This window comes from Streptosporangium sp. NPDC049046, from assembly GCF_040649155.1.
In the GTDB taxonomy this organism is placed as follows: Bacteria; Actinomycetota; Actinomycetes; order Streptosporangiales; family Streptosporangiaceae; genus Streptosporangium.
Map to the genome: position 1 here is coordinate 15,758 of NZ_JBEZEZ010000035.1, position 18,116 is coordinate 33,873.

The 18,116-nt window shown below is 70.1% G+C and carries 17 protein-coding genes; 1 reads left to right on the forward strand and 16 read right to left on the reverse strand.

Annotated elements, in window-relative coordinates:
• Positions 1–92 precede the first annotated feature (92 nt).
• The 16 genes from AB0B96_RS34625 to AB0B96_RS34700 form a co-directional block, all read right to left on the reverse strand.
• Positions 93–2,663, reverse strand: coding sequence for a phenylalanine--tRNA ligase subunit beta (locus AB0B96_RS34625; protein WP_362905623.1), 2,571 nt, complete (start codon positions 2,661–2,663; stop codon positions 93–95).
• Positions 2,663–3,712 (reverse strand): phenylalanine--tRNA ligase subunit alpha, encoded by a 1,050-nt coding sequence (pheS, locus tag AB0B96_RS34630; protein ID WP_362905705.1) that lies wholly within the window; start codon positions 3,710–3,712, stop codon positions 2,663–2,665. Before pheS ends, AB0B96_RS34625 begins: the two co-directional genes overlap by 1 nt.
• 121 nt (positions 3,713–3,833) lie before the next feature.
• A complete protein-coding gene (locus AB0B96_RS34635; RefSeq protein WP_350949177.1) occupies positions 3,834–4,916 on the reverse strand; it encodes an ATP-binding protein in 1,083 nt (360 codons plus the stop codon).
• Positions 4,917–4,995: 79 nt separating this feature from the next.
• Positions 4,996–5,811: an RNA methyltransferase gene (locus AB0B96_RS34640; protein WP_350949176.1), complete on the reverse strand. Its 816-nt coding sequence runs from the start codon at positions 5,809–5,811 to the stop codon at positions 4,996–4,998.
• Positions 5,812–5,883: 72 nt separating this feature from the next.
• The gene (gene rplT, locus AB0B96_RS34645; protein ID WP_012892552.1) at positions 5,884–6,267 is read right to left on the reverse strand and encodes a 50S ribosomal protein L20; all 384 of its coding nucleotides are present in this window, start codon (positions 6,265–6,267) and stop codon (positions 5,884–5,886) included.
• 24 nt (positions 6,268–6,291) lie between these two features.
• Positions 6,292–6,486: a 50S ribosomal protein L35 gene (rpmI, locus tag AB0B96_RS34650; RefSeq protein WP_362517752.1), complete on the reverse strand. Its 195-nt coding sequence runs from the start codon at positions 6,484–6,486 to the stop codon at positions 6,292–6,294.
• Between the two features lie 130 nt (positions 6,487–6,616).
• Positions 6,617–7,270 carry a translation initiation factor IF-3 gene (infC, locus tag AB0B96_RS34655; protein ID WP_350949193.1) on the reverse strand — a complete coding sequence of 218 codons (654 nt, stop codon included), beginning with the start codon at positions 7,268–7,270 and terminating at the stop codon, positions 6,617–6,619.
• Positions 7,271–7,604: 334 nt separating this feature from the next.
• Positions 7,605–8,429, reverse strand: a complete 825-nt coding sequence (locus AB0B96_RS34660; RefSeq protein WP_362905708.1) for a shikimate dehydrogenase — start codon at positions 8,427–8,429, stop codon at positions 7,605–7,607.
• Positions 8,426–9,598, reverse strand: coding sequence for an endolytic transglycosylase MltG (gene mltG, locus AB0B96_RS34665; protein WP_350949174.1), 1,173 nt, complete (start codon positions 9,596–9,598; stop codon positions 8,426–8,428). The genes AB0B96_RS34660 and mltG (AB0B96_RS34665) overlap by 4 nt, the downstream gene beginning before the upstream one ends.
• Before the next feature lie 163 nt (positions 9,599–9,761).
• Positions 9,762–10,799 (reverse strand): endolytic transglycosylase MltG, encoded by a 1,038-nt coding sequence (gene mltG, locus AB0B96_RS34670; RefSeq protein WP_362905626.1) that lies wholly within the window; start codon positions 10,797–10,799, stop codon positions 9,762–9,764.
• The gene (gene ruvX, locus AB0B96_RS34675; protein WP_362905628.1) at positions 10,796–11,296 is read right to left on the reverse strand and encodes a Holliday junction resolvase RuvX; all 501 of its coding nucleotides are present in this window, start codon (positions 11,294–11,296) and stop codon (positions 10,796–10,798) included. The genes mltG (AB0B96_RS34670) and ruvX overlap by 4 nt, the downstream gene beginning before the upstream one ends.
• A 52-nt stretch (positions 11,297–11,348) precedes the next feature.
• The gene (alaS, locus tag AB0B96_RS34680) at positions 11,349–14,018 is read right to left on the reverse strand and encodes an alanine--tRNA ligase (RefSeq protein ID WP_362905630.1); all 2,670 of its coding nucleotides are present in this window, start codon (positions 14,016–14,018) and stop codon (positions 11,349–11,351) included.
• A 1-nt stretch (position 14,019) separates the two neighbouring features.
• Positions 14,020–14,274 (reverse strand): hypothetical protein, encoded by a 255-nt coding sequence (locus tag AB0B96_RS34685; RefSeq protein ID WP_350949170.1) that lies wholly within the window; start codon positions 14,272–14,274, stop codon positions 14,020–14,022.
• Positions 14,271–14,663, reverse strand: coding sequence for a DUF948 domain-containing protein (locus AB0B96_RS34690; protein ID WP_362905633.1), 393 nt, complete (start codon positions 14,661–14,663; stop codon positions 14,271–14,273). The genes AB0B96_RS34685 and AB0B96_RS34690 overlap by 4 nt, the downstream gene beginning before the upstream one ends.
• A 131-nt stretch (positions 14,664–14,794) precedes the next feature.
• Positions 14,795–16,105 carry a replication-associated recombination protein A gene (locus AB0B96_RS34695; RefSeq protein ID WP_362905635.1) on the reverse strand — a complete coding sequence of 437 codons (1,311 nt, stop codon included), beginning with the start codon at positions 16,103–16,105 and terminating at the stop codon, positions 14,795–14,797.
• Positions 16,106–16,202: 97 nt separating this feature from the next.
• A complete protein-coding gene (locus tag AB0B96_RS34700) occupies positions 16,203–16,661 on the reverse strand; it encodes a DUF2231 domain-containing protein (protein ID WP_350949167.1) in 459 nt (152 codons plus the stop codon).
• A gap of 185 nt (positions 16,662–16,846) precedes the next feature.
• Between AB0B96_RS34700 and AB0B96_RS34705 the strand changes: the two genes are divergently transcribed.
• Positions 16,847–17,758, forward strand: coding sequence for a peptidylprolyl isomerase (locus AB0B96_RS34705; protein ID WP_362905638.1), 912 nt, complete (start codon positions 16,847–16,849; stop codon positions 17,756–17,758).
• The last annotated feature ends 358 nt before the right edge of the window (positions 17,759–18,116 follow it).

Genomic DNA, 18,116 nt, shown 5'->3' on the forward strand with positions numbered 1-18,116 from the left:
GGCATACGCCATCACCTCCCAGGAAACGGACATCCCAGCCCGGTACGGCGAAGAGGGGCCCGGGACACGCCCCGAGCCCCCCTGTGAACCGGTCAGGCTCCGCGCTGTCGCGCCCCGGTGCGCTCCCCCGCCAGCGCCACGGCCGCGTCACGGGCCGCGGTGGTCTCCTCCACAGTGAGCGTCCGGTCGGACGCCCGGAAGCGCAGCGAGTAGGCGAGGGACTTTCCGCCCTCGCCGACCTGGGCGCCGGTGTAGACGTCGAACAGCCGGATCGACTCCAGCAGCGGGCCCGCCCCCTCGCGCAGCGCCGCCTCCACCGCGGCCACCGGGGTCGCCGCGTCGACGATGAGCGCGACGTCCTGGCTCGCGACGGGGTAGGCGGAGATCGCCGGAGCCTGCGGCGAACCGGCGGCGAGCGACTCCAGCCGGGTCAGCTCCAGCTCCATCGCGCAGGTGCGCGGCGGCAGGCCGTACGCCTCGACGACGCGCGGGTGCAGCTCACCGGCGTGACCGATGAGCACGTCACCGGCGTACAGCGCGGCGCAACGACCAGGGTGCCAGGGTTCGTGCCGGTCCGCGCGGACCTCAAGGGTGACGCCGGCTTCCGCGGCCACCACGCGGGCCGCCTCGACGGCGTCCGCCCAGCCGGCCGGGCGTCCCTTGCCCCACCAGCCGGACGGCTCGAACTCTCCGGCCAGCACGACCCCGACCCGAAGCGGCTGGGCGGGCAGCGCGGACTCGATCGAGGCGAGCTCCTCCGGGCTCGGCCTGCGGTCGACGCCCAGCACGGGAGCGACGGAGGGCACGTCGGACGAGGGCCGGTAGACCAGACCCGCCTCGAACAGCGCCACGTCGCCGAACCCCCGGCCCACGTTGCGTACCAGCGTCTTGAGCAGGCCGGGCAGCAGGGTCGTCCGCATCAGCGGCTCGTCCTCGCTGAGCGGGTTGGCCAGCCGTACGGCCACACGGCGCGCGTCGTCGGCGGGCAGCTGCAGGTTGTCGAGATCGTGCTCCCCGGTGAAGGGGTAGGCGAGGATCTCGACGTATCCCGCGGCGGCCAGGGCGCGGCCCACCCTGCGGCGCAGGCGCTGGCTCTCACTGAGACCGGCGCCCGCGGGGGCGGCGGGCAGGATCGAGGGCAGGTTCTCGTAGCCCTCCAGCCTGATGACCTCCTCGGCGAGGTCGTTCGGGTCGGTCAGGTCGGGCCGCCACGAGGGTGGGGTGACCGCCAGCATGTCGTCACCGGTGACCGCGAGTTTCGCGGCGATTCCGGCGGAGGCCGGGTCGCCCGTGGCGGCGGTGCCGCCTGCCGTGCCACTCGTCACCGATCCGGTCGCGGTGGCGGAGCTCTCCACCGTGCAGCCGACCTGCTCCAGGCGGCGGATCACCGTCTCGCGGTCGTAGGCGGCGCCCGCGACCCTGCCCGGGTAGCCGCTCGGGACGGCGATGTGGACCGGTTCGACCTCCACCTCGGCGTGGGTGACGCCCGGCTGGATCGTACCGCCGCCGAGCTCGGCCAGCAGCTCCGCCGCACGCCAGGAGGCGTACAGCGGTAGCTCCCTGTCGACGCCCCGCTCGAAGCGCTTGGATGCCTCGCTCACCAGGTTGTGCCGGCGCGACATGCGCGCGGTGCCGCTGGCGGAGAAGTGGGCCGCCTCGATCACGATGTCGGTGGAGGTATCGGAGATCTCGGTGTGCAGGCCGCCCATGGTGCCGGCCATCGAGATCGCGCCCGACCCGTCGGTGATCAGGATGTCGTCCGGGTGGAGCTTTCGGACCACGTGGTCCAGCGTCTCCAGCGTCTCGTCCGGCTCGGCCCTGCGCACCACGATCTCGCCGGTCAGCTTGGCCGCGTCGAAGGCGTGCAGCGGCTGGCCCATCTCCAGCATGACGTAGTTGGTGACGTCGACGGCGAGCGAGACCGGGCGCATACCGGCACGGGAGAGCCGGGCGCGCATCCACAGCGGACTCGGCGCCGACGGGTCGAACCCACGGATCTCACGAAGCACGAAGCGGTCGCAGGCCGACGGGTCGGCGATCGAGGCCGGATAGGACGGGTCCGACGCGGCGGGCGGGGAGACGTCGGCGGGGTCGATGAACGCCGAGTCGAAGGCGGTGGCGGCCTCGCGGGCCACACCCCTGATCGAGAGGGCGTAGCCGATGTCCGGAGTGATCTCCAGCTCGAGCACGTCGTCACGCAGGCCGAGCAGCTCGACCACGTCCGCGCCGATCGGGGTGCCGGCGGGCAGCACGAGGATGCCGGGTGAGGAGTCGGCCATGCCGAGCTCCGCCTCCGAGCAGATCATGCCGTCGGACAGGCGCCCATAGGTCTTGCGCGAGGCGATCTCGAATCCGCCGGGCAGCACGGCGCCGGGCAGCGCGACCGGAACGCGGTCGCCGGCCTCGAAGTTGGTCGCGCCGCAGACGATCTCACGTGGCGCGGCCTCGCCCACCTCGACCTGACAGTGGCGGATGGGCTTCTTGAAACCCTCCAGCGTCTCGAAGGAGATCACCTCGCCCACGACGACGTTCTTGATGTCGTGACCGTAGGAGGTGACGGATTCGAGCTTGAGCCCGGCGGCGGTGAGCTTCTCGGCGATCTCGTGCGCCGTGACGGCGGGGAGATCGACATACTCCCGCAGCCATGAAAGCGGGACCTTCATCAGATCTCCATTCCGAAGGGAAGCGTGAAGCGGACGTCTCCCTCGACCATGTCGCGCATGTCCTCGACGTTGTGACGGAACATCAGGGTGCGCTCGACGCCCATGCCGAAGGCGAAGCCGCTGTAGCGGGCGGGGTCGACGCCGCAGGCGACGAGCACCCGCGGGTTGACCATGCCGCAGCCGCCCCACTCGATCCAGCCCTCCGACTTGCAGGTGCGGCAGTACGGGTTGCCCGGCAGCGCGGAGGCGCCGCGGCAGACGAAGCACTTCAGGTCCATCTCGGCGGAAGGCTCGGTGAACGGGAAGTAGTTGGGCCGGAAGCGGGTGGTGATGCCCTCACCGAACATCACCTCGGCGAACCGGTCGAGGGTGCCCTTGAGGTGGGCCATGGTCAGGCCCTCGTCGATCGCCAGCCCCTCGACCTGATGGAAGACCGGGGTGTGGGTGGCGTCGAGCTCGTCGGTGCGGAACACCTTGCCCGGCGAGATCACGTAGACCGGGAGCTCCCGGGTGAGCAGCGCGCGGATCTGGACGGGAGAGGTCTGGGTGCGCAGCACCTTGCCGGAGTCGACGGACTCCACGAAGAAGGTGTCGTGCTCCGAGCGCGCCGGGTGGTCGGGAGAGATGTTCAGCGCGTCGAAGTTGAACCACTCCCCCTCCAGCTCGGGCCCCTCCGCCACCTCGTAGCCCATCGCGACGAAGGCGTCGGCGATGCGCTCCTGAAGGGTGGTGAGCGGATGCCTGGCGCCGTGGGGGGCGCGGGTGGAGGGCAGCGTGACGTCGACGGTCTCCTCGACGAGGACCCGCTCGTCGCGCTCGGCCTCCAGCTGTGCCTGCCGCTCGGCGAGGGCGTCGGCGACCGCCCGGCGGGCGCCGCCGATGCGCTTGCCCGCCTCGGAGCGGGCCGCCGGAGGCAGTGCGCCGATCTCACGGTTGGCCAGGGCGATCGGCGAGCGGTCACCGGCGTGCGCGAGGCGCACCTGCTTGAGTTCTTCGAGGTCGCGCGCCGCCTTGATGGCGTCGAGCGCTTCGGCCTGCATGCGCGCCATCTCGTCGGCGTGCAGCGGGGTCACCTCGACCGGGTCGTAGTTTGACAAGAGAGAGCTCCGAATCCAGGGCTTGAGCGGCCATGAGTCTAGTCGGGTAAGCCCACCGGGCCGACATTCGCGATCAGGCGAAGTCGGGGGTGCCGGTGGGCACCATAAATCGAAACTCGGCGCCGCCCTCGGGCCCGCGCTGCACGGAGATGGTGCCGCCGTGAGCCTCGATCAGCCCCTTGACGATGAACAGGCCGAGCCCGGTGCCACCCCGGCGGCGGGCGTTGCCCCGCCAGAACTGCCGGAAGACGCGCGTGACCAGCTCGGGCGGGATGCCCTCCCCCTGGTCGCGGACGGACACGCTCACTCCCCATTCACTCGGCTCGACGACTATTGTCACCGTACCGCGCCCGTGCCGCACCGCGTTTTCCATCAGGTTGGCGAGCACCTGATCGATCTTGTCCTGGTCGAGCCAGGTCTCGGGCAGCTCACCGCGCACCTGGAGCACGAAGCGGTCCTCCGGCTCGCCCGCGGCCACCCGGCCCGCGATGATCCTGGAGATCCTGGCCGGTACGTCGACCACCTGGCGGTGGATCTCCAGCCGCCCCGACTCGATGCGCGACACGTCGAGCAACTCGGTGATCAGCCGGGTCACCCGGTCGGCGTCGGCGTTGACGGTCTCCAGCATGACGAGCTTCTGATCGTCGGTGAAGCGGGTCCACTTGGCCAGCAGGGTCGCGGTGAACCCCTTGACGCTGGTCAGCGGGGAGCGGAGCTCGTGGGCGACGGTGGAGACCAGGTCGGCGCGGCTGCGCTCCAGGCGGGCGCGGGCCCCGGCGTCGCGCAACGTGATGACCACCCGGACGACCGCGCCACCCCGCCTGGGCTCGCGCACCAGCCGGGCGGCCACCAGCAGCTCCTGGCCGCCGGAGGTGCGCAGCGGCAGCTCGGGCTGGCGGGCCCTGCTGGACAGGCCGCCGTAGGGGTCGAACCACTTCCACCAGTCGCGCCCGTCGTGGTCGTGGAAGGAGAACACGTCGCGCAGGTGCCGCCCCGCGGCCCGCTCGCGGGTGACGCCGGTCAGGCGGGCCGCGGATCGGTTGACGGTGAGCACGCGGCCGTCACCGTCGGTCACCACGAGGCCGTCGGGAAGCTCGTCGACGTCGATCACAGAAGCGGCCTCGGTGCTCCGCTCACCGGTGTGTTCGCCGTGCACGACCCCGCCTCCTCGACGCTACATCGCCGACAATAGCGGGTTTCTCACGCCGTACGGCAGCCTCGCCGGGCGGGCGGCGTCACCCGGGGCCGGGGCCGGTGCGCTGAGAACGGGCAGATGCGTACAGACAGACCGCGGCGGCGGTCGCGAGGTTCAGGCTCTCCGCCCGCCCGTAGATGGGAACCCGGACGACCTCGTCCGCCAGCTTCAGGATCTCCTCGGGGAGCCCCCACGCCTCGTTACCGAAGATCCAGGCCGTCGGGCCTGACAGGTCCACGTCGTCCAGGGTCTGCCTGCCCGCGCCGTCGGCGGCGAGCACCCGCAGCCCGGCCCCCTTCAGGTGCTCCACCGCCCGCGCCACCGGGACGCCCGTGGTGACGGGAAGGTGGAACAGGCTGCCTGCGCTCGCCCGCACGCACTTGCCGTTGTAGGGGTCGACCGAGGCGTCGGTGAAAAGGACGGAGTCGGCGCCCGCGGCGTCGGCCGTACGCAGCACGGTGCCCGCGTTGCCGGGATCACGGACGTGGGCCAGCACCGCCACCAAGGTGGAGCCGGAGACGACGGAGGTGTCCAGAGGCACGTGCACGAAGCGGCACACGGCCAGCAACCCCTGGGGGGTGACGGTCTGGGCCAGTTCGGCCATCACCTCGCCACTGGCCCGATGGACGGGCACCCCCGCGGCGGTGGCGGCGGCGACGACGTCGGCGTGACGCGACTCGGCCTCGGCCGTGGCGAACAGCTCCACCACGACCCCGTCCAGTGCCAGCGCCTCGCGGACCGCCTGCGGCCCCTCTGCCAGGAAGGAACGGTCGCGGTCCCTGAAGGCCCGCTTCGTCAGCCTCCGCGCGGCCTTGACCCGCGGCGACTTGATGTTGGTCAGCTCAGACCCGGCCATGCCCGTCCCCCAAGAATGCGAATGCGGCCCGCAGCGTCATCGCTGCGGGCCGCACGGTCGTCAGTGCCTCGCTCAGCCGGCGACCGGCGCGTTCACGTCGGCGGGAAGCGCCTTCTTGGCGGCTTCCACCAGCGTCGCGAACGTGGCGGCGTCGTTGACCGCGAGGTCGGCGAGGATCTTGCGGTCGACCTCGATGGAGGCGAGCCGCAGGCCCTGGATGAGCCTGTTGTAGGTGATGCCGTTCTGGCGGGCAGCGGCGTTGATGCGCTGGATCCAGAGACGGCGGAAGGTGCCCTTGCGGTCCTTGCGGTCGCGGTAGGCGTACGTCATCGAGTGGAGCATCTGCTCCTTGGCCTTGCGGTACAGCCTGGATCGCTGACCCCGGTAGCCCTTCGCCCGCTCGAGAACGACCTTGCGCTTCTTCTTGGCGTTGATCGCCCGCTTCACGCGTGCCATGTGTATCTATCTCCCCGGGGGCGGTTACTTAGCGAGCAGCTTCTTGATCTTCTTGGCGTCGGCCTCGGAGAGCACGACCTCGGGCTTGAGACGACGCGTCAAGGTGGACGGCTTGTGCTCGTTGTAGTGCGCACGGTTGGCGCGGCGGCGCACAAGCTTGCCGGAACCCGTGAGCCTGAACCGCTTCTTCGCACCGCTGTGCGTCTTCATCTTCGGCATCTCAGCCGTCTCTCCCTCGATCGTGCCGATGTCCCGGGCCGGTAACCCAAGTCAAGGGCGTGCCTGACTACGAGACCGGACCCGGTCTCGGACTGATCTCGCGACTACCTGACGATCCAGGCTATGCGAGTTACTCCTGCGGAGCCGCCACCGCTCCGTTGACGGACACCTCGTCGTTGACGCGCGTCCCGTCCGCGGCCGATGACGCGTCCCCCGAAGGGTTCTCGTCATGTCGCGCCTTGGCGGCGGCCTTCTCGGCCTTGGCCTCGGCCTTCTTCTTGTGCGGCCCGATCACCATGATCATGTTTCGACCGTCCTGCTTGGGCTGGGACTCGACGAAGCCGAGCTCCGTCACGTCCTCCGCCAGCCGCTGCAGGAGCCGGAAGCCCAGCTCGGGCCGGGACTGCTCCCGCCCGCGGAACATGATGGTGACCTTGACCTTGTCGCCGGCCTTGAGGAACCGCACCACGTGACCCTTCTTGGTCTCGTAGTCGTGCGGATCGATCTTCGGCCGAAGCTTGATCTCCTTGATGATGGTGTACGCCTGGTTACGGCGCGCCTCACGTGCCTTCATCGCGGACTCGTACTTGAACTTGCCGTAGTCCATGAGCTTGCACACTGGCGGGCGAGCCGTTGCCGCGACCTCGACCAGGTCGAGGTCGGATTCTTGAGCCAGCTTCAAGGCGTCGCCGATGGAGACGATGCCCACCTGCTCGCCGTTCGGGCCGACGAGGCGGACCTCGGGCACGCGAATGCGGTCATTGATGCGGGGCTCGGCGCTGATGGGGCCTCCTAGGTTGCGATCCGCGGCCGTCCGGGAGGAGGCCGCAACATGCTCGATCGTGCCGGGAGGTCGTAGAACGCACACCCTGTCGAGGGCGTTCGAACGCAAGATGCCCCGCACGTCACGCATGCGGGGCCACATGAACTCGAAGGCTTCACGCCGTAAGCTCTGCCGGAGGTTTAACCCCGGTTGTGATCCTGACCTGTCAACCTTGCGGCCGACGAGGTGGGAGGATGACCTCCGCTTGCGCGTCCAGCAGGCACGCCGGACCGATCGAGTCGTTACTCTACCACAACAGCTCGCTCACACAGAATCATCCCGGCCCCGCGAGCGATCACTCCGCCGGGGCGGCACGCCTGACGATCTCGGCCTTACCCGCCTCGCGCATCGCCTCCACCGGCACGTCCGCGCGGCCGGTCATCATCTCGACCTGCCGGACCGCCTGGTGCAGGAGCATCGGGAAGCCACCGACGACGATCCCGCCCCGCTCGGCCACGGCCGCGGCCAGGCGGGTGGGCCAGGGCGCGTAGACCACGTCGAAGAGAGCGGGCACGCCCGCCAGCGTCCCGGCAAAGTCGTCGGCCACCCCGGAGGGCAGGGTCGAGACGACCAGGTCGACCTCGGTCGCGGTGTCGAGCTTGTCGAGGGTCCGCACCGACAGGTCCATGCCCAGCCGCTCGGCCACCCGGATGGTCTCCCCCGCCCTGGCGGGGTCGCGGACCACGAGGATCGCCTCGTCCAGGCCCAGTTCGCGCAGGGCGGCGAGCGCGGAGGCCGCCGTCGCCCCGCCGCCCAGGACGGTCGCCGCACGTGGCGGGACCACGCCCGCCTCGGCGAGCGCCTGGACGATGCCGTACACGTCGGTGTTGTCCCCGTGCCGGACACCGTCGCGCAGGATCACGGTGTTGGCCCCGCCCACCTGGAGCGCGAGCTCGGAGACGGTGTCGAGCAGCGGCAGCACGGCCCGCTTGAGCGGCATCGTGAGCGAGAGCCCCGCCCAGTCACCCTCCAGGCCGGCGAGGAGGGCGGGGAGTCCGGCCTCCTCGCACTCGATCGCCTCGTAGCGCCAGTCGTGCAACCCCATGCCCTCGTAGGCGGCGCGGTGCAGGTGAGGGGAGAGCGAGTGGACGATCGGCGACCCCAGGACCGCCGCCCTCAGCACCCGTTCACCTTGTTCCTCTCGTACTCGGCCTTGAGCACGAAGAAGTCGGACTCCGCCGAGGCGAACTTGGTGACGCGCTTCGCCGGGCAGGTGGTCACGAACCAGACCCAGTCGCCCTTGGTGGGGTTGAGCGCGGCCTGGATCGCCTCGTCTCCCGGGTTGGCGATCGGGCCGGGGGGCAGCCCCAGGTGCTTGTAGGTGTTGTAGGGCGATTCGCTCTCAAGGTCCTTGTGGGAGGCCTCGATGTTGTACTTGTTCAGCGCGTACATCACCGTGCTGTCCATCTCCAGCTTGCGGGGCGGGTTGCCGTCGAGCCGGTTGTAGATGACGCGGGCGACCTTGCCCATGTCCTCCTTGGTGCCCGACTCGGCCTGGACGATGCTGGCGATCGTCATGATCTCGTGCGGGGTGTGCCCGAGAGCCTTCGCCTTGCCCCGCAGGTCGTCCTTGTCGGCGGTCTGGTTGAAGCGGTCGACCATCTTGGTCAGGATCTCCGAGGCCGTCATTTTGGGCGTGATCTCGTAGGTGGCCGGGAAGGCGTATCCCTCCAGCTTGCCCCTGGAGTAGGAGGGCAGGCCGAGCTCACGGGTGTTTCTCGCGGCCTGCTGGAACTCCCGCAGGGGCTTGCCCGTCTGCTTGGCGAGCTGCTCAAGGGTGTCGCTCACGCGCAGTCCCTCCTTGAGGGTCACCCTCTCCCGCAGCCGCTTGTCCGGGTCGAGGAGCTTGACGGCCTCGGCGGCCGCCATCTGCTTGCGCATGGTGTATTCGCCCGGTTGCAGGGAGGAGGTCTTGCCCGCGGCGGCGACGGCGTTGACGAATGCCTTCACGCTCTTCACCACCCCCTGCTCCTCCAGGGTCTGGGCGATGTCGGAGGCACTGTCGCCGTCCTTGATCTCCACGACGACCTCACCGGTGCCCTGACCGGCATAGTCGTCGGGGGTCATCACGTCGCGGACCCAGGTGTAGCCGTAGAAGCCGGCGGCGCCGACTCCGCCGATCAGGACGATGATCGCGAGCATGGGGGCGAGGAAGCCGCCCCGGTTGCGGCGTCGCTTCCTGCGGCGGCCCCGGCGGCCCGAGTCGCGACCGGAGGACGCGTTGGAACCTCGGCGCGACCGACCTTCGTCGTCGGAGCCGACCAGGAAGTCCATATCGAGATCGTTCATAGAGGCGCTGGCCAATCTCCCGCTAGAGACGGCCTGGCGTCAAGCGGGTGTGCCGAACCGAAGGAGAACACCCGGGAGGACGTCCCGGTGCTTCGGGAGCCGTCGTCCGATCCGCGAGTGCGGGTCGCCGCCTGGGGCGGAACGGGGGGTATTCCGCCGGGCATCAACGCTTCCCGAGGTGTTTGTTCAGCTCTTCCCGGTATCTCACAAACTCACTCTCTGTGTCAGTGAATTTCGTGATTCTATGCTCCGGATCGGTAGTGACAAACCAGAACCAATCACCTTGATCTGGCTGGAGTGCCGCGATCAATGCCTTCTCCCCGGGGTTCGCGATGGGTCCTGGTGGCAGGCCCGGTTTGAGGTAGGTGTTGTAGGGAGACCTTACCTCGGTATCCCGTTGCGAGACCTCCAGGGTTCTGCGTCCCTGCGCGTACAGCACCGTGGTGTCCATCTGGAGTGGCGTCCGGGCCCTGATCCTGTTGTAGATCACTCTAGCGATCTTCGGGTAGTCCGGATCCCGCCCGCCCTCCGCCTGGACGATGCTCGCCATTGTGACGGCTTCCAAGGGAGACAACCCTTTCTTCTTCGCCCGTTTCCTCAGTTTCAGCTGAGCGGCCATCTGTTTGTAACGTTCCACCATCGCGGTGAGCACACCCGAGGCGGTCGTGGTGGGCTCGATCTCGTAGGTGGCGGGAAACAGGAAGCCCTCGGCGCTTTCCGCGTATCGGGGCAGGCCGAGCGCCCGTTCGTCGGCCGCGGCCCTGGCCAGATCGGCCCGGCGCATGCCGGTCTGGTCGGCGAGCCGGTCGAGCAACTCCGGCAGGCGCAGCCCTTCGGACACGGTGACCGTATGAACGATCCGCGACTCCGGTGCCACCAGCATGCCGAGCGCCGACAGCGCGTCCATGCCCCTGCGGAGCCTGAAGCGCCCCGGGGGCAGGCCGGCCGTCCTGCCCTGCTCCTTCGCCACCGCGACGAACCCCCTGGCACTCGCCACCACCCCGGCGTCGGCGAGCACCAGCCCGATCTGGGCGGCGCTCGCCCCCCGGGGGATCTCGACGACGACCGCCCCCGAGCCGGGACCCTCGAAGTCGGCGGGCACGAGATAGGAGCGGATCACGACGAAGCCGGCCGTCCCCGTGGCGACGGCGAGCGCGGACGTCCCGGCCACCAGCAACCACATCGGCCGCAGGCGGTTCACCGACCGGACCCGCCGCCCGGCCTTTCGACGTCCCCTCCGCCCGGGGTGGATCCGGCGGGAACACCCGGGGGCCTGCCGGTGGCGCGCTCGGCGTCCAAGGCGGCCTGGAGCAGCACGATGGCGGCCGCCTGGTCCACCACGCCACGCTGGTTCTTCGCCTTCACACCGCTGGCCCGCAGCCCCTGCTGGGCGGTGACGGTGGTCAGCCGCTCGTCGAACAGCCGTACCGGTATCGGCGCCAGCCGCAGCGAGATCCGGTTCGCGAAGTCGCGGGCGGCCTCCGCCGCCTGCCCCTCGCGCCCGGAGAGCGACGTCGGCAGGCCGACCACCACCTCGACGACCTCGTACTCGGCCGCGATCTCCGCGAGCCGGTCGAGGTCGCCCTTACCGCGCCGGACGGTCTCCACCGGCGTGGCCAGCAACCCCGAGGGGTCGCTGCGTGCCACACCGATGCGGACCGAGCCGACGTCGACGCCCAGCCGAATGCCGTTTCTCATCGTTTCCGTCCCCACCCCGGTGCCGGACACGGCGCGAGGGCGTCGTTCGCCGTCAGGTGAGCGTCTGCGCGATCGCCTGCTCGACGGCGGCGAGCGCCTCGCCGATCGCCTCGGGGCGCACACCGCCTCCCTGCGCGACGTCGTCCTTGCCGCCACCGCCACCTCCCAGTGCCTTCGCGGCGACGCCGACCAGACGGCCCGCCTTCAGGCCGCGACCGCGTCCCCCCTCGTTCACCGCGGCCACCACGACCGGCCGGTCACCGGGGACACCGGCCACCACGACCACCGCGGCGCGATCGCCGGGGAACCGGCCGCGCACGTCAAGCGCGAGCTTACGCAGATCGTCGGGGGAGGTGCCATCAGGCGCGCGGTGTGTCACGACGGACACTCCGTGCAGATCGTGGGCGTTTTCCGCCATCTCCCCCGCACCGGCGAGCACCTGGGCCGAGCGCAGCGCGCCCAGTTCCTTCTCCGCGGAACGCAACCGGGTGACGATGCCCTCGATGCGCTCGGGCAGCTCCTCCCTGCGGGCCTTGAGCTGCTCCGACAGCTGGGCGACGAGCACGCTCTCCCTGGCCAGGAAGCGGAAGGCGTCGAGACCGACCAGGGCCTCCACCCGGCGCACGCCCGCGCCGATCGAGGCCTCGCCCAGCACCTTGACCAGGCCCAGCTGCCCGGAGCTGGCGACGTGGGTGCCGCCGCAGAGCTCGCGTGAGTATTCGCCGACCTCGACGATGCGGACGGTGTCGCCGTACTTCTCTCCGAACAGGGCGAGGGCGCCCATCGCGCGGGCCTCCGCCTGGGAGGTGTGGAAGGCGTTGACCCGCAGGTCGTTGATGAGAACGGCGTTGACCTCGTCCTCGACGTCGCGCAGCACGCTGGGCGGCACCGCGCCCGCGGCGGTGAAGTCGAAGCGGAAGCGGCCGGGGGAGTTCTCCGAGCCGGCCTGCGCCGCGGTCTCGCCCAGCGCGTTGCGGAAGCCACGGTGCACCAGGTGGGTGGCGGTGTGACTGCGGGAGATCGCCCGGCGCCGCTCGACGTCGATCTCCGCCTGGGCCTGGTCTCCCACCCGGACCTCTCCGGAGCGAACCTTGCCACGGTGCACGACGACGCCGGAGACCGGGGACTGCACGTCCACGATCTCCACCTCGGCCCCACCGGTGCGGATGACGCCCTGGTCGGACAGCTGGCCGCCGCCCTCGGCGTAGAAGGGGGTGCGGTTCAGCACGACCTCGACCGCCGTGCCCGTGCCCGCCGCGGGCACGGAGACGCCGTCGACGAGGAGGCCGACGACCTCGGCCTCGGCCGTCACGTGGTCGTAGCCCAGGAACTCGACCTTGCCGGTCTTCTCCAGGAGCGTGCCGAAGATCGAGATGTCGGCGTTGCCGGTCTTCTTGGAGGCGGCGTCGGCCTTGGCGCGGTCGCGCTGCTCCTTCATCAGGCGGCGGAAGCCCTCCTCGTCGACCTGCAGCCCCTGCTCGGAGGCCATCTCCAGGGTGAGGTCGATCGGGAAGCCGTAGGTGTCGTGGAGCTGGAAGGCCTGGTCGGCCGCGAGCGTGGCCTTCCCCTTGCGCTTGGTCTCCTCGGCCGCCACGTCGAAGATCGCGGTGCCGGTGCGGAGCGTGCCCAGGAAGGACGCCTCCTCGGCGTCGATGACGCCGTGGATCTGCGGGGCGTCGGCCCTGAGCTCGGCGTACTGCTCGCCCATCACGTCGACGGTCACCGCGGTGAGCTCGTGCATGTAACGCTCCTCGCCCGCGCCGAGCAGGCGCAGGTTGCGGATGGCGCGGCGCAGGATGCGGCGCAGCACGTAGCCCCTGCCCTCGTTGGAGGGCAGCACCCCGTCGGCGACGAGCATCACGCCGGTCCTGACGTGGTCGGCGACCACTCGCAGCGACACGTCGGCACGCTCGTCGCGGCCGTAGCGCGTCTTGGTGAGGTCGGCGGCCCTGTCGAGGATCTTGTACGTGGTGTCGATCTCGTAGATGTTGTCGACGCCCTGCAGGATCGCCGCCATGCGCTCCAGGCCCATGCCCGTGTCGACGCTCTTGGCGGGCAGCTCACCGGCGATGTCGAAGTCGATCTTGCTTCGGACCGCGCTGAGCTGGTACTGCATGAAGACGTTGTTCCACACCTCCAGATAGCGGTTCTCGTCGGCGATCGGACCGCCCTCGCGCCCGTACTCGGGACCGCGGTCGTAGTAGATCTCGCTGCACGGGCCGCCGGGTCCTGGCACGCCCATGTGCCAGTAGTTGTCGGCGAGGTCGCGGCGCTGGATGCGCTCCTGCGGCACCCCCACCTTGCGCCAGATCTCGGCGGCCTCGTCGTCGTCGAGGTAGACGGTGGCCCAGAGGCGGTCCTCGGGGAAGCCGAACCCGCCCTCGGACTCGGGCCTGGTCAGCAACTCCCAGGCGAACGGGATCGCCTGCTCCTTGAAGTAGTCGCCGAAGGAGAAGTTGCCGAGCATCTGGAAGAAACTGGCGTGCCTGGTCGTCTTGCCGACCTCGTCGATGTCGAGGGTCCGCACGACCTTCTGCGCGCTGGCGGCCCGCTTGTAGGGCGGCTTCTGCTGGCCCAGGAAGTAGGGCTTGAAGGGCACCATGCCCGCGTTGACCAGAAGCAGTGTCGGGTCCTCGGCGATGAGGCTGGCCGAGGGCACGACGGTGTGCCCACGCTCCTCGAAGAAGCGCAGGAAGCGGCGGGCGATCTCTGCCGACTCCATGTCAGCGGCCATCCTTTACGTTGGAGTGATAGGAGTTTTCCACGCTGTCGAGCCCGAACCGGGAACGCAACTCGATTTCCCGCTCGGCCGCGCCTCGCAGGGCCTCCCCCGCGAGGTCACGTGCCTGCCCCAGGGCGCCGGTGGCGTTGTGCACGGCCCGCCGGGCCAGGTGGTTCGGGTGCAGTGCCTGAAGCTTACGCATGGCCCACACCGCGCCGAACGCGCCCAGCCCCATGTAGAACAGCCTGCGGATCATCGCGGGCGCCTCTCCAGCGCCGGCGCGGCGAGCCTGGCGCGTCTGCGGGCGCCCACTGCCCTGCGGACACCGTGGGTGAGGGCCGCGACCTTGATCATCGGCCCGGTGACCAGGTTCTGGGTGACGTCGCTGACCTTGGCCACGTGCCCGCTGACCTGCTTGACGTCCTTGGTGATGGCCTCGATCGCGACCAGCTGCCGGTTGGTCTCGCCGACCGCGGCCGAGACGTCCTCCAGCAGCGGCACGACGCGGTCGCCCAGCTGGGAGACCATCTTGGTGGTCTCGGTGAGCAGCCGGGCCAGCCTGACCATGACGACGGCCATGAAGGACACCAGGATCGCCCAGGCCATCGCGGCGATCAGCCCCGCGACCTCTCCTGCGGTAAGCATGTGCGGACCCGCTCCCCTCACTGGTTCATAGGTGACCCCGGCCATGGTCGGGCGGATTGGCGAAACCCTATCGTGCCCGACATCGCTCATCCCCGCTCACCGCGCGCTCCGGAGGTGACCCTCGCGGGAGGCTACTCCCCACGGAGGAAGGCGCGAATCCTGGCCCAGCGGTCGGCGAGGCCCGCCTCGGCACCGTGACGGGTGGGCTGGTAGTAGCGCCGGTCCCTGAGCTCCTCGGGGGCGTACTCCTGGCGTACCAGTCCGTGCTCGAACTCGTGGGGGTATCTGTAGCCCCTGCCGTGGCCGAGCTGCTTGGCCCCCGCGTAGTGGGAGTCGCGCAGATGGTTGGGTACGTGGCCGATGTCGCCGCGCCGTACGTCCTCGGAGGCCGCGCCGATGGCGTTGATCACCGCGTTGGACTTGGGGGCCAGCGCGCAGTGGATGACGGCCTGGGCCAGGTTGAGGCGTCCCTCGGGCAGGCCGACGAACTCCACCGCCTGAGCGGCGGCCACCGCGATCTGCAGGCAGGTGGGGTCGGCCATGCCGACGTCCTCCGAGGCGAAGACGACGATCCTGCGGGCGATGAACCGGGGGTCCTCCCCCGCCTCGATCATCCGGGCGAGGTAGTGCAGCGCGGCGTCGGCGTCGGAGCCCCGCATGCTCTTGATGAAACCGCTGATCACGTCGTAGTGCTGGTCGCCCTGCCGGTCGTAGCGCACGGCGGCCTTGTCCACCGCCCGCTCCACCACCTCGACGGTGATCTCGCCGTCGGCGATCAGCGCGGCGGCCTCCAGGTAGGTGAGCGACCTGCGGGCGTCGCCGCCGGCGAGCCGCACCAGGTGCTCGGCGGCCTCGGGTGCGAGGCTCGCCCTCGCGTCCAGGCCGCGCGGGTCGGTGACCGCGCGCTCCAGCACCACCCGGATGTCGTCCTCCGACAGTGACTCCAGGGTGAGCAGCAGCGAGCGCGACAGCAGGGGCGAGATGACGGAGAAGAAGGGGTTCTCGGTGGTGGCGCCGATGAAGGTGACCCAGCGGTTCTCCACGGCTGGCAGCAGGGCGTCCTGCTGCGCCTTGTTGAAGCGGTGCACCTCGTCGACGAACAGGACGGTCTGGCGGCCGGACATGCCCAGCTCGCGCCGGGCCTGCTCGATGGCCGCGCGGACCTCCTTGACACCGGCCGAGACCGCGGAGACCTCCACGAAGCGGCGCTTGGTGACACCCGCCACCACGTAGGCGAGGGTGGTCTTGCCGGTCCCCGGGGGGCCCCAGAGGAACAGCGACATGGGCGCCTCGGCCTCGACGAGGCGGCGCAGCGGCGTGCCGGGACCCAGCAGGTGCCGCTGGCCGATCACCTCGTCCAGGCTCCGGGGGCGCATTCGCACCGCCAGGGGCTCCTGGCCGCGATGGGCCTCCTCCGCCGCCGAGTCGAACAGGCTGTCCACGTCTGAGACAGTACCGCCGCCCGGCGGGGCCTCAGCCCGCGCGGACGGTGGTGCGCCGGACTCCCCGGCGTCATGCGACATCACGGCCCCGGCCGGCTCAGCTCCAGACCGCGACGGCCCCGCTGTGCCCGCTCCGTACCACGTAGTAGATCGTCACGACGGCCAGGACAACGGTGAGCGCCGAGAGCGCCAATTCGGCCGTGCGTCCGAACCTGTCACGGCGCGTGACGTGGACGAGAGCGGCCGAGGCCACCCCGAGGGCGAGGGAGACGAGCAGCAGCGGGACGCTGAGGTTCGCGTGTTCGGTGATGAGCTCGGCGAGCCGTCCCCCCGCGGAGGCGAAGCGGCCCTCCTCCAGCGCCTCCCCGCTCTCCCGCGCCACGAAGACGCTCACCGGCACGACCGGGGCGAGTCCGACCACCGCCCAGGTGAGCACGGGTCGCGTGCGGGGCGCCAGGGCGTACACGGTGGCGAGCACCGCGAGGAGCGGTGTCAAGACCACTGCCGCGTGAACGACCAGGGGGTGAAGAGGCAGGCCGAGGATCTCGTCGAACATGGGGGCGCTCCGGTGGTGCGTGGTTCATCATCTGCAAGTACGGATCCCACCATGAGCGGGTTATGGAGAGCGTGAAGAGGTCTCCCCTTTCTCTCCGTCCCCCTCTGATGAATTCCGCCACTTACGTCCAGCACATCTTGGGGCCGGTACTCTTTTCGCCAGCCCATAACCATGGATCAGCAATCTTGGAGGACATAGCGGTGAGCGCCGAGGACCGCCAGAGCCGGCTGGCTCGGGAACACAAAGAGCGGCAGGCGAAGCGTGCTGCGCAGGCGACCACGTCGTCGAAGCGCAACGCCGTCATCGGAGCGGTCGCCGCGGTGGTCGTCGTCGCGGGGGGATTGTTCGCCGGGGTGACCCTTCTGGGGGGCGACGGTGACGACCCGAAGGTCAACAACGCCGCCGCCACCGGTTCGCCGTCTCCTTCGGAGACACCCACCGCGACGCCCGAGCCGACCCCCACGGCCGCTCCGGCCAACACGAGGTGTACCTACCGCAAGGACACCAGCGGCAGCCCGGTGAAGAACGTGGGTATGCCACCGGCCAGGCCGAACCTGAAGCTGAAGACCATGACGATCGCCACCAACCACGGCAATGTCGTGATCGACCTGGCGACCCAGCAGGCCCCCTGCACGGTCAACTCCTTCGCCTTCCTGGCCAAGAAGCGCTTCTTCAACAACACCAAGTGCCACCGTCTGGCCACCCCGGAGAACTCCGGCGTGAGCCTGCTGCAGTGCGGCGACCCGCAGGCCAAGGCCGACGGGAAGAACCCCACCGACGGCCAGGGCAGCTCGGGATACGTCTACGACAGCGAGAACCTCGACGGCGAGGTCTCCTACGCCAGGGGCACGGTCGCGGTGGCCCAGGCGATGGACGCGATCAACGAGAACGGCAGCCAGTTCTGGATCTCGCTGGGGGACGACACCGAGCAGGTGGAGAAGGCCTACACGCCCTTCGGCGTGGTCTCCCAGGGCATGGAGATCCTCGACGAGATCGCCAAGGGCGGGTGGATCACCAACCCCGACGACATCACCGGTGACGGCGGTTCCAACGCCCCCAAGATCCCGGTGATCATCAAGAGCGTACGGCTCTCCTGACCGGACTCGTGGCGCCTCGCCGCCACAGGACGCCCCGGCGGTCGGACGACCGCCGGGGCGTCCTCGCGTCCCGGCGGTCGTAGCCCCGGCCCCGTCGTCTCCGCTCGCGAGCACGGGCGGCACGCGGCCCACACAGGCCTCAGCGCGACCGCACGCGGACCGCGCCTCTTCCCCCACCCCTAAACGCCATCGGCCGCCCAGGGTGCCTGTGAGGGACGCACAGGGCGGTCTCCTCGACGATCGCCGGTCCGGGAATCGAGGAGAGGAGATCCCCTCTCACATCACCGCTTTCGCCGGGTACCGACACCCCGGCCCTGCCCAGCTGTGCGCGCCACGACAGCGCACGACAGCCGGCAGC